Origin of the sequence: Prauserella sp. PE36, assembly GCF_003311655.1 — a bacterium.
Taxonomy (GTDB): domain Bacteria; phylum Actinomycetota; class Actinomycetes; order Mycobacteriales; family Pseudonocardiaceae; genus Prauserella_A; species Prauserella_A endophytica.
This window is the reverse complement of record NZ_QEQT01000059.1, coordinates 18942-30178: the sequence shown is the minus strand read 5'-3', so window position 1 is coordinate 30178 and position 11237 is coordinate 18942. Positions and strand designations below refer to the sequence as shown.

Here is an 11237-nt window from a genome sequence, read left to right as displayed (position 1 = left end):
GATGCTACCCAAGGCGCCGTCGCGGCCGTGGGACGCGGGGCCGGGCGCGCCCGTGATCCTTCTCGGCGGGTGACCACACTGGCCCCAGTCGTCACACGTGCCCCAGTAGTGCGAAGCAAGGGAGCTTTGCTCTCGTTTTACGGGAGTAAAGCTCCCTTGCTCTCTTCCTGGGGGCTGAGGTGCGGCGGCGGGGTCAGCGTTCGACGAAGCCCTGGAGGCCGCCTCGGGGAGCCGACCAGCGCTCCGCGACATGATCCACTCGACCGGGTGAGGTATCCGAGCGCAGCGCCGCCAGGAGCCGCTCACAGTTGTCCTTGGGCCCCTCCGCGACGACCTCGACCCTGCCGTCCCTCAGGTTGGTCGCGCTGCCGACAAGCCCCAGCTCCAGCGCCTTGCTCCGCGTCCACCAGCGAAAACCGACACCCTGCACCATCCCGTGGACCCACGCGGTGAGCCGGGCCGTCTCCTGTTCGTCAGCCACGGCTCCATCGTGCCGCACGGACCAGCCGTCGCTGTGCGTGAGCCCTTTAGCACAGAGTGGTTCGCAGCTCGTCACCCAGCGGTGGTACTGTGCCCGCCGGGTCCGCCAAACGGGCGAACAATCAGCACCTCCGAAGGAGTCATGCATGACCCCGTCCCCAGGGTCACGGCCTCGCGCCGAGGTTGCTCCACCCCGCGAATCCACCGGAAAACTCCAGCGCACGGGCTACATCGCACTCGCGGCCAGCGGGCTCCTGCTGGCCACCGCGTTCGGCGCCGTCGCGCAGGTCATGGGCGGCACGCCCGGCTCCACGGACGCCGTCGACCGGACGGCCTCGCAGAGCACCGGCAGCTCCGGCGGCAACGGCGGACCCGAGCTGGTCCCCGGCCAGGCCATCCCCGGCCAGACGCAGATCATGGTCGACGGCGTCGCCGTGACGGGCACACTGCCGCCCGCGACCACCTCCCCGACCACGGTCGTCAGCGTCGGCCCCGACGGCATGACCACGACCACCGTCATCACCCCGACCAGGGGCACCTCCTCCAACACCCGGCCGGGCAACACGCCCCCGGGTGGTTCGGACAGCGAGCTGCCCCCGACGACGAAGCCGACGACGACCCGGCCCGACCCGACTACGTCGGACCCCGAGCCGACCACGACACCGCCGACCACCACCATCGAGCCGACCACCACCGAGCCGGAGCCCACCACCACGGGTGGCACCAGCGGTTCCGGTGGCAGCGACACCACCAGCTCCTGAGCCTCACGGCTCGAAGCGGTAGCCCATTCCCGGCTCGGTCAGCAGGTGGCGGGGCCGGGAGGGCTCGGGTTCCAGCTTGCGGCGCAGCTGCGCCACGTAGACGCGCAGATAGTGCGACTCGGTGTCGTACGACGGTCCCCACACCTCGTGCAGCAGCTGCTTCTGGGTGACCAGCCGGCCGCGGTTGCGCACCAGCAGCTCCATCAGCCGCCACTCGGTCTTGGTCAGGTGCACCTCGGCGCCGTCGCGTCGCACCTTCTTCGCCGCGAGATCGATCGTGAACGACGCGGTCTCCACCTGTGCGTCCGCGTCGGCCGCCGACAGGCCCGAGCGGCGCACCGCCGCCCGCAGCCGCGCCAGCAGCTCGTCCATCCCGAACGGCTTGGTCACGTAGTCGTCGGCGCCGGCGTCGAGCGCCTGCACCTTGTCCGTGGAGTCGTCCCTCGCCGAGAGCACGATGATGGGCACCTTGTTCCAGCCGCGCAGGCCCTCGATCACCTCGACGCCGTCCAGGTCGGGCAGGCCAAGGTCGAGCACCACGACATCCGGCCGCGTCTCGGCCACGGCCTTGAGCGCGGCCGTGCCGTCGTGCGCCGTCACCACCTGGTAGCCGCGCGCCGAGAGGTTGATCCGCAGCGCTCGCGCGATCTGCGGATCGTCGTCGACGACGAGCACCTTGCTCGGCTCCTTGTCAGACATGCTCCTCCACTCCGCAGTAGGCGGGCAGCGAGATCACCACGGTGAGTCCCCCTCCTGGCGTGTCCTCGGCACGGATCGTGCCACCCATCGCCTCGGTGAATCCTTTCGCGACGGACATCCCGAGGCCGATCCCGGGGGTACGGTCCGACAACCGCTGAAACGGCGCGAAGGCCGAGTCCGCCGCGCCCTTCGGCAGCCCGCGCCCGTGGTCGACGATCCGCAGCTCGACCTGTTCGGCGTGCGCGCTGGCCCGCACCGCCACCGGCTCGCCTCCCCCGCCGTGCCGCAGCGCGTTGTCCACGACGTTGGCCACCACGCGTTCCAGCAGACCGGGATCGGCCAGCACCCACGGCAGGTCCTCACACACGTCGACGCGCACCGCCGCCGCGTCGTCCAGGTTGGACAGCGCGAGCGCCACGACCTCGTCGTAGCCGACGGGTTGCAGCCGCGGGCGCACCGCTCCGGTCGCCAGGCGCGAGGAGTCGAGGAGGTTGTCGACGAGCCCCGCGAGGCGATCGGCGGAGACCTCGATGGTCTCCAGCAGCTCCGCGGTGTCCTCAGTGGACAGCTGGAGGTCGGGGGCACGCAGGCTGCCGATCGAGGCCTTGATCGAGGTCAGCGGCGTGCGCAGATCGTGGCCCACGGCGGAGAGCAGGGCCGTGCGCAGCTCGGTGGCGTGAGCCTTGCGCTCGGCCGCCGCGGCGGCGACCGCCATCCGCTGCTGACGCAGCGCGAGCAGCGCCTGCCCGGCGGCGGCCTCCAGCACTCCCCGGTCGGCGGCTGGCAGCGAGCGGCCGCGCAGGGTCAGGTGCACGTCGGCGGTCACGGGGATGTCGACGTCGGCCTTGTCGGGCTCGGGACAGCGTTCCGGCCCTGCCTCGGCGACGCGCCGCCACGTCCCGTCCCGTTTCTCCATGAGCCCCACCGAAACCTGGCCGAAGTTCTCCCGAACCTTCTCCAGCAGGCGCTCCAGCGGCTTCGGGTCGGCGAGCACCGTGCGTGCGTAGGAGCCGAGCAGCGACGCCTCGGTGCGGGCGCGGGCGGCCAGGCTCGCCCGCCGCGCCGCCGAGCCGACGACGAGCGCCACGAGCACGGCCACCACGAGCATCACGACGAGCGTCACGACGATCCGCGGCGAGGACACCTTGAGCGAGTGGTACGGCTCGGTGAAGAAGAAGTTCAGCAGTCCCGCCGAGAGCAACCCCGCCACCAGGGCGGGCCCGAGCCCGCCGACCAGTGCCACGATCACGATCGCGAGGAAGAACATCACCACGTCGGTGGAGAAGTCCAGTTCCTCCCGCAGCAGCACCCCGATCCCGGTCGCCAGCGCGGGCAGCAGCACCGCGAGCGCCCAGCCGCCGAGCCGTCGCACGGCGCTCAGCACGCTCGGGCCGAAGCGGGCGCGGAGCCGTCCACCTGCCTCCTCGTGGGTGACCATGTGCACGTCGATCGGGCCGGATCGCTGCACCACGGTGGCGCCGATCCCCTCGTCGAACAGCCGCGCGAACCGTGAGCGCCTGGACGTGCCGAGCACGAGCTGGGTGGCGTTGACGCCGCGCGCGAAGTCGAGCAGCGCGGTCGGCACGTCGTCGCCGACGACGTTGTGGAAGGTGGCGCCGACGTCGTCGGCCACCTTCCGGTACCTGCCCACCGCGGTCGGCCCAAGGCCGGTGAGCCCGTCGCCGCGCAGCACGTGCAGCACGAGCAGCTCCGCACCCGCCCTCGTCGCGATGCGGCGCGCCCGACGGATCAGCGTCTCGCTCTCGGGGCCGCCGGTGATGGCGACGACGACACGTTCCCTTGCCTCCCAGGTGTCGGTGATGTCCTGCTCGGCGCGGTAGCGCTGCAGCGCGACGTCCACCTGGTCGGCCACCCACAGCAGCGCCAGCTCCCGCAGCGCCGTGAGGTTGCCGACGCGGAAGTAGTTGCCCAGCGCCGCGTCGATCCGCTCGGCCGGGTAGACGTTGCCGTGGGCGAGCCTGCGGCGCAGGGCCTCTGGCGTGATGTCGACGAGCTCCACCTGCTCGGCGCTGCGCACCACCTCGTCGGGCACCGTCTCCTGCTGCCGGACGCCGGTGATGCGCTCCACCACGTCGTTCAGGCTCTCCAGGTGCTGCACGTTCACCGTGGTGAGTACGGTGATGCCCGCGTTCCGCAGCTCCTCGACGTCCTGCCAGCGCTTCTCGTTGCGGGCACCGGGCGCGTTGGTGTGCGCCAGCTCGTCCACCACCGCCACCTCTGGCCTGCGCGCGAGCACCGCGTCGACGTCCATCTCGGGCAGCTCGGTGCCCCGGTGCACGAAGGTCTGCCTCGGCACCGCTTCGAGCCCGTCGAGCAGCTGCGCCGTCTTCGCCCTTCCGTGGGACTCCACGAAGCCGATCACGACGTCGGTGCCCCGTTCGAGCCTGCGGTGCGCCTCGCCGAGCATCGCGTAGGTCTTGCCGACGCCGGGCGCCGCGCCGAGATAGATTCGCAGCTCTCCCCGGCGCGGCGCACCGCTGCCTTCCTCCACGCTCACGGAACCAGTGTGCTCCTCGCGTCGCGCACCGCGAGGTTGAGCTCGAGCACGTTCACCGACCGCACGCCGATGCCGTGCGTGCTCGTGTGCTCGGCGACGAGGTCGCGCACGCGCGCCTCGGACAGCCCGGTGTTGCGGGCGACCCTGGCGGTCTGCAACTCGGCGTAGGCCTCACTGATGTCCGGGTCGACGCCGGAGGCCGAGGCCGTGACCGCGTCGGCGGGCACGGCGCTCGGCGGGACGCTCTCCCGCTCGGCGACGAGCTGCCTGCGCTGCCGCACCAGCTCCACCTGCCCGGGGTCGAACGCGGACTTGTTCGAACCGCCCGATGCCGACGGGTCACCGGGGCCCAGCGGGCCCTCCGCGCTCGCCGAGGGCCGCGTGTGGAACCACGGGTCGCGCGTGGTCGGGCCGTCGAACACCGGGTCGATGCCGATCAGGGACGAGCCCACCACCGTGCCGTTCCGCTCGATGAGCGAGCCCTCGGCCCGGTGCTCCAGCCCGGGTAGCCGGGACACCGCCCAGACACCGAGCGGGTACACCACGCCGAGCAGCAGTGTGAACACCAGCAGCACCCGCAGGGCCGCGCGGCACTGGCTGAACAGGGACTTCAGCATCAAAAGTCACCCGATTCCGGGAACGAGACGGACGAGCTGGTCGATGAGCCAGATCCCGGCGAACGGGGTGACGATGCCGCCGAGGCCGTAGATCAGCAGGTTGCGCCGCAACAGCTTGGCAGCGCCGGCCGGGGTGTAGCGGACACCCCGCAACGCGAGCGGGATCAGCGCCACGATCACCAGCGCGTTGAAGATCACCGCGGACACGATCGCCGACTCCGGGGTGGCGAGGCGCATGATGTTGAGCGCGCCGAGCTGCGGGTGGATCGCCAGGAACATCGCGGGCAGGATCGCGAAGTACTTGGCGAGGTCGTTGGCGATGCTGAACGTGGTCAGCGCGCCGCGGGTGATCAGCAGCTGCTTGCCGATCTCGACGATCTCGATGAGCTTGGTGGGGTCGGAGTCGAGGTCGACCATGTTGCCGGCCTCCTTGGCGGCCGACGTGCCGGTGTTCATGGCGACGCCGACGTCGGAGGCGGCCAGCGCGGGCGCGTCGTTGGTGCCGTCGCCGGTCATCGCGACGAGCCTGCCGCCCTCCTGTTCCCTGCGGATCAGCGCCAGCTTGTCCTCGGGCTTGGCCTCGGCGAGGTAGTGGTCGACCCCGGCGTCGGCCGCGATGGCCTTTGCGGTCAGCGGATTGTCGCCGGTGATCATCACCGTGCGGATGCCCATCTCGCGCAGCCGCCGGAACCGTTCCCGCATGCCCGGTTTGACCACATCGGAAAGCCGGATCACGCCGTGCGCCACGGGTGTGCCGTCGCGCAGCTCGGCGACCACGAGCGGGGTGCCGCCCTGCTCGCCGATCTCCCTGCTCACGCGGGTGATCTCCGCGGGCAGGGTCCCGCCGTGCCTTGCGACCCACGCGCGCACTGCGTCGGTGGCGCCCTTGCGGACCTGCCTGCCGCCGACGTCGAGCCCGCTCATCCGCGTCTGCGCGGTGAACGGAACGAACTCACCGCCCTGCTCTCCGGTCAGCTCGGGGTGGTCGCGTTCGATCAGCTCGATGATGCTGCGGCCCTCGGGGGTGCCGTCGGCGAGGCTGGCCAGCCGCGCGGCCTCGGCGAGCCGGTCCGGTGTGGACGACCAGGACGGGATCAGCTCGGTCGCCCTGCGGTTGCCGAAGGTGATGGTGCCGGTTTTGTCGAGCAGCAGTGTCGACACGTCTCCGGCGGCCTCCACGGCGCGGCCCGACGTGGCGAGCACGTTGCGCTGCACCAACCGGTCCATGCCCGCGATGCCGATCGCCGAGAGCAGCGCGCCGATCGTGGTCGGGATGAGGCACACGAGCAGCGCCGTCAGCACCACCACCGACTGCGTGCTGCCGGAGTAGCCCGCCATGGGCTGCAGCGCCACCACGGCGAGGAGGAAGACGATCGTGAGCGTCGAGAGCAGGATCGTCAGCGCGATCTCGTTGGGCGTCTTCTGCCGGGACGCCCCCTCGACGAGTGCGATCATCCGGTCCACGAAGGACTCGCCGGGCTTGCTGGTGATCCGCACGACGATGCGGTCGGAGAGCACCGTGGTGCCGCCGGTGACGGCACTGCGGTCGCCGCCGGACTCGCGCACCACGGGCGCGGATTCTCCCGTGATCGCCGACTCGTCCACGGTGGCGATGCCCTCGATCACGTCGCCGTCGCCGGGGATCGTCTGCCCCGCCTCCACCACCACGCGGTCGCCCACGCGCAGCCGCGCCCCGGGCACCTCCTCCTCGCCGCCGTCGTCGAGCAGGCGCCTGGCGACGGTCTCCTTCTTGGTGCGCCGCAACGACTCCGCCTGCGCCTTGCCCCTGCCTTCGGCCACCGCCTCGGCCAGGTTGGCGAACAGCACGGTGAACCACAGCCACGCGGCGATGAGGATCGTGAACAGGCTCGGCTCCGCGACCGCGAAGACGGTCACGAGCACTGAGCCCACCCACACCACGAACAGCACGGGGTTGCGCCGCTGGTGACGGGGGCCGAGCTTGCGCAGCGCGTCGGGGAACGACGCGAGCAGCTGCCGAGGACTGAACACGCCCGCGCTCACCCGGCCCGCGTGCTCGGGCTTCGCCCGCGCGGGATGGTCCTGGGTGGTGATGGTCATGCGAGTGCCTCCGCGATGGGTCCCAGCGCGAGCGCAGGGATGAACGTCAGTGCGGCCACGAGCACGACCGTGCCCGCGAGCAGCGAGCCGAACAGCGGGCTCGTGGTGGGCAGGGTGCCGGGAGTTTCGGGGACCTTCCGTTGTGCGGCAAGGGAACCGGCCAGGCAAAGCACGGCGATGATGGGAATGAACCTGCCGATCAGCATCGCGATACCGAGTGACGACTGGAACCAGTCGCTGGTGACGGTGAGCCCGGCGAACGCGCTGCCGTTGTTGTTGCCCGCCGAGGCGTAGGCGTAGAGCACCTCGGACAGGCCGTGGGGGCCGGTGTTGTTGAGCGCCGTGTCCAGCTCGCCGGGCATCAGCAGGGCCGCGCCGGTGCCGAGCAGCACCACCGTCGGCATGGCCAGCATCGCGACGGCAGCGCACGTGACCTCGCGGCGGCCGAGCTTCTTGCCCAGGTACTCCGGGGTCCGGCCGACCATCAGCCCGGCCAGGAACATCGCGATGACGGCGAGCACGAGGATCCCGTAAAGACCGGCGCCGACGCCGCCCGGCGTCACCTCGCCGAGGAGCATGTTCAGCAGCGGGACGCCGCCGCCGAGCCCGCTGAAGCTGTCGTGCATGGAGTTCACGGCACCCGTGGACGTTCCCGTGGTGCTCGTGGCGAACAGCACCGACTGTCCGATGCCGAAGCGCTGCTCCTTGCCTTCCAGGCTCGCGCCCGCGAGCAGCGCGGCGGGTCCGTTCGGATGCGTCTCGGCCCACCAGGCGACCGCGAGCATGACGCCCCACAGCACGCCCATCACCGACAGCAGCGTGTAGCCCTGCCTACGGCTGCCGACCATCGTGCCGAACGCACGCGTCATCGACACCGGGATCACCAGCAGCAGGAAGATCTCCAGCAGGTTCGTCCATGAGCTCGGGTTCTCGAACGGATGCGAGGAGTTGGCGTTGAAGATGCCGCCGCCGTTGGTGCCGAGCTCCTTGATGGCCTCCTGGCTCGCCGCGGGTGCGAGCGCGATCGTGCTCTGTGAGCCGTCCGGATTGGACACGGTGACCCCGGACCGCAGGCTCTGCACCACGCCGAGCGCCACGAGCACCACCGCGACGACGACCGAGATCGGCAGCAGCACACGGATCGTGCCCCTGGTGAGATCGACCCAGAAGTTGCCGAGGCGGTCGGTGCTGCGCCGGACGAACCCGCGGACCAGCACCACCGCGACGGCGATGCCGACCGCCGCGGAGAGGAAGTTCTGCACCGTCAGCCCGGCCAGCTGCACGAAGTGGCCCATCGCCACCTCGCCGGCGTAGGACTGCCAGTTGGTGTTGGTGACGAAGCTGATGGCGGTGTTGAAGGCCATGCCGGGCTCGATCGCGCCGCGGCCGAAGTTCCACGGCAGCACCGGCTGCAGGCGTTGCAGCAGGTACAGCACCACGATGGAGACGAACGAGAACGCGAGCACCGACACGGCGTAGGTGCTCCAGCGCTGCTCGGAAGAAGGATTCACGCGGAACAGCCGGTATAGCGCGCGCTCGGCCTTCCAGTGCTGCTCACTCGTGTAAACGCGTGCGAGGTAGTCGCCGAACGGCCGGTACACCAGTGCGAGCGCGCCGAGCAGGATGGCCACCTGCACGAGGCCGGCCCATGAGTCGGGCATCTAGAACTTCTCCGGCCTGATCAGTGCGACGAACAGGTAGACGATGAGTCCCAGCGCCAGCAGCCCGCCGACCACGTTGGCCACGGCGCCCGCGGCGCTCACAGCTTCTCCAGCCCGCGCACGGCGAGCGCGAGGACGACGAATCCGCCGATCAGCAGAACGGCGAACAGGAAATCGGCCACGAATGCACCCCTCCTCGCGGGTCACCCCTTCTGGTGAACCCGACCGGTGGTCAGCCTGCGACCGGCGCCCGGCGGTCCGGACCGGGTCTGACGGCTCCTTGACGCGGCGGGGAGGTCTGTTGACGCCGCCTTGACGCACGGTGGACCCGCCCACCCGCGCACTCGCCCGGATGTCGCGCTCAGGTAAGGCAGCCCAGACTGCCCCCAAGGCCACCTTTGTTGCGTTGAGCGCAACAAAGGTGGCCTTGGGGGACGACTCTTAGGCTTTCGATCTTCCCTCTAATGCATGTAACAAACAGAAGTTTTGCACTTTCCGATATATGATGCGAGGCATCACACATAAGGGGGTCCCCGTGGAGGAGCCGAGCACCGAGCTGCTGGAGAGCTACGCGCGACTCCTCGACCTGGTCAGGAGCGGCCAGGCGGACACCAGACCGGCGCTGAGCGAGCGCACCGGTCTCGGCCGTACCGCCATCACGCAGCGCACCACGACGCTGCTCGACGCCGGGCTGCTCGAGGAGGGCGACCTCAACCCCTCCACCGGCGGCAGGCAGGCGAGAACGCTCCGCTTCCGCCGCGACGCCGGGCGCATCCTCACGGCCGAGCTGGGCGCCACGAGCTTCACAGCGGGCGTGACGGACCTGATGGGCACCGTGCTCACCATGTGCCACCGCGACTGCGACATCGCCCAGGGGCCGGAACCCGTGCTCACCGAGGTGGAGGACACCCTCGACGGGCTGCTGGCCGACCTCGGAGTGGAGCCGGGCGAGGTGTGGGGCGTCGGCCTCGGCCTGCCGGGTCCCGTCGAGTTCGCGACGGCGCGGCCGTCGGAGCCGCCGATCATGCCGGGCTGGAACAACTACCCGGTTCGCGACCGTCTCTCCAAGCGCTACGACGCGCCGGTGTGGGTGGACAACGAGGTGAACCTGCTGTGCCTCGGCGAGCTGCGCACGCCGGGCCTGCCGACCTCGGGCGACCTGCTCTACATCAAGATCGGCACGGGCATCGGCGCAGGCATCAGCAACTCGGGCCGCCTGCACCGGGGCGCGCAGGGCTGCGCCGGCGACATCGGCCACGCCGCCGTCTCAGACGACAGCACGGTGGTCTGCCGCTGCGGCAAGACGGGCTGCCTCGAGGCGCTCGCCGGGGGCGCCGCGCTGGCCAGGGACGGCGAGGCGCTCGCCCGCTCCGGCGCCAGTGCCGCGCTCGCCGCCGCGCTGGACGACCACGGCGCCGTCACCGGCGAGGACGTCACCGCCGCCGCCAGGGCGGGCGACCACCACGCGGTCCAGCTCCTCGTGCAGGCGGGCAGGCGCATCGGCGCGATGCTCGCCACCATGGTGAACTTCTACAACCCCTCGATCATCCTGCTCGGCGGCAAGGTCGCGGGCGCGGGCGATCTGTTCCTCGCCACGATCAGGGAGACGATCTACCGGCGTTCGCTGCCACTGTCCACACGAGAGCTGCGCATCGAACGCGCTCGCCTCGGCGAGGAGGGCGGGCTCGTCGGCGCCGCGTACATGGTGCTGGACGAGCTGTTCTCCGTGCGCTACTTCGGCCAGTGGCTGTCCTCGGGCTCACCGAACGGAATGCCGGGACTGCACTGAGCGTGGCTGAGAGCACCCTGTGAATCTCGCGGACCGGGCACTGATCGAGAACGCCGTGACGTTGAAACGGGTGTAAGGACAACAACCAGTATCGCCCACGAGGTGAGCACACCATGACCACAGCGTTCTCGCAGCCCGCGTTCCGCACGGCACAGCGGGCGCCGCAGCTGCCGACCCTGCCGACCGGCTGGCCCATCGGCTCCTACGGCACGTACGAAGAGGCGCAGCGTGCCGTGGACCACCTCGCCGACCAGAACTTCCCCGTGCAGGACGTCACGATCGTCGGCGTCGAGCCGATGCTCGTCGAGCGCGTCGCCGCGCGGCTGACCTGGGGCAAGGTGCTCGGCAGCGGCGCGATGTCCGGTGCCTGGTTCGGTCTGTTCGTCGGCCTGCTGCTGAGCTTGTTCACGCCGGGAGCCGGGCTGCTGCCGATCCTGATCGGGCTCGTCGCCGGTGTCGCGTTCGGCCTGGCCTTCGCCGCGATGGGGTACGCCGCGACCAAGGGCCGCCGCGACTTCGTCTCCCACAGCCAGCTCGTGGCCAACCGGTACGACGTGCTCTGCCAGCCGCGTAACGCCGAGAACGGCCGCGAACTGCTCGCGAAGCTGGCGATGTCCTCCACCACCTGGTGAC

Annotated in this window: 10 protein-coding genes; 3 read left to right on the top strand and 7 right to left on the bottom strand. The window is 70.7% G+C overall.

Translation table 11 applies throughout. The features are described from left to right. Positions 1-193 precede the first annotated feature (193 nt). Complete coding sequence (locus DI005_RS13730) at positions 194-481, bottom strand: acylphosphatase (protein ID WP_233520129.1); 288 nt, start codon at positions 479-481, stop codon at positions 194-196. Between the two features lie 145 nt (positions 482-626). On the opposite strand from DI005_RS13730, the gene DI005_RS13725 reads away from it, so the two are divergent. Next, on the top strand, positions 627-1241 hold the full coding sequence (locus DI005_RS13725; RefSeq protein WP_113642328.1) for a hypothetical protein: 615 nt from the start codon (positions 627-629) through the stop codon (positions 1239-1241). A gap of 3 nt (positions 1242-1244) precedes the next feature. Here DI005_RS13725 and DI005_RS13720 read toward each other — a convergent pair whose 3' ends face one another. The 6 genes from DI005_RS13720 to kdpF are packed head-to-tail and all read right to left on the bottom strand — an operon-like array spanning position 1245 to position 8917. Beyond that, entirely contained in the window at positions 1245-1940 is a 696-nt protein-coding gene (locus DI005_RS13720; protein WP_112271884.1) for a response regulator, read from the bottom strand. Then, positions 1933-4452 (bottom strand): DUF4118 domain-containing protein, encoded by a 2520-nt coding sequence (locus DI005_RS13715; protein WP_199542807.1) that lies wholly within the window; start codon positions 4450-4452, stop codon positions 1933-1935. Before DI005_RS13715 ends, DI005_RS13720 begins: the two co-directional genes overlap by 8 nt. A gap of 2 nt (positions 4453-4454) precedes the next feature. Then, positions 4455-5075: a potassium-transporting ATPase subunit C gene (locus DI005_RS13710; RefSeq protein ID WP_113642326.1), complete on the bottom strand. Its 621-nt coding sequence runs from the start codon at positions 5073-5075 to the stop codon at positions 4455-4457. Between the two features lie 6 nt (positions 5076-5081). Beyond that, the gene (gene kdpB / locus DI005_RS13705; RefSeq protein WP_113642325.1) at positions 5082-7154 is read right to left on the bottom strand and encodes a potassium-transporting ATPase subunit KdpB; all 2073 of its coding nucleotides are present in this window, start codon (positions 7152-7154) and stop codon (positions 5082-5084) included. Next, the gene (gene kdpA / locus DI005_RS13700; protein WP_112271879.1) at positions 7151-8815 is read right to left on the bottom strand and encodes a potassium-transporting ATPase subunit KdpA; all 1665 of its coding nucleotides are present in this window, start codon (positions 8813-8815) and stop codon (positions 7151-7153) included. Before kdpA ends, kdpB begins: the two co-directional genes overlap by 4 nt. Next, entirely contained in the window at positions 8816-8917 is a 102-nt protein-coding gene (kdpF, locus tag DI005_RS13695; protein WP_112271878.1) for a K(+)-transporting ATPase subunit F, read from the bottom strand. A 433-nt stretch (positions 8918-9350) separates the two neighbouring features. On the opposite strand from kdpF, the gene DI005_RS13690 reads away from it, so the two are divergent. Both DI005_RS13690 and DI005_RS13685 read left to right on the top strand, forming a co-directional pair. Continuing rightward, complete coding sequence (locus DI005_RS13690; protein WP_113642324.1) at positions 9351-10604, top strand: ROK family protein; 1254 nt, start codon at positions 9351-9353, stop codon at positions 10602-10604. Between the two features lie 113 nt (positions 10605-10717). Next, positions 10718-11236 (top strand): general stress protein, encoded by a 519-nt coding sequence (locus DI005_RS13685; protein ID WP_112271876.1) that lies wholly within the window; start codon positions 10718-10720, stop codon positions 11234-11236. Position 11237 lies beyond the last annotated feature (1 nt).

What these genes read in the sequence shown, in the direction of transcription:
- DI005_RS13725 (WP_113642328.1), top strand. Translation starts at nt 627, where the DNA reads ATGACCCCGTCCCCAGGGTCACGGCCTCGCGCCGAGGTTGCTCCACCC.
- DI005_RS13720 (WP_112271884.1), bottom strand. Translation starts at nt 1,940, where the DNA reads ATGTCTGACAAGGAGCCGAGCAAGGTGCTCGTCGTCGACGACGATCCG.
- DI005_RS13710 (WP_113642326.1), bottom strand. Translation starts at nt 5,075, where the DNA reads ATGCTGAAGTCCCTGTTCAGCCAGTGCCGCGCGGCCCTGCGGGTGCTG.
- kdpB (WP_113642325.1), bottom strand. Translation starts at nt 7,154, where the DNA reads ATGACCATCACCACCCAGGACCATCCCGCGCGGGCGAAGCCCGAGCAC.
- kdpA (WP_112271879.1), bottom strand. Translation starts at nt 8,815, where the DNA reads ATGCCCGACTCATGGGCCGGCCTCGTGCAGGTGGCCATCCTGCTCGGC.
- DI005_RS13685 (WP_112271876.1), top strand. Translation starts at nt 10,718, where the DNA reads ATGACCACAGCGTTCTCGCAGCCCGCGTTCCGCACGGCACAGCGGGCG.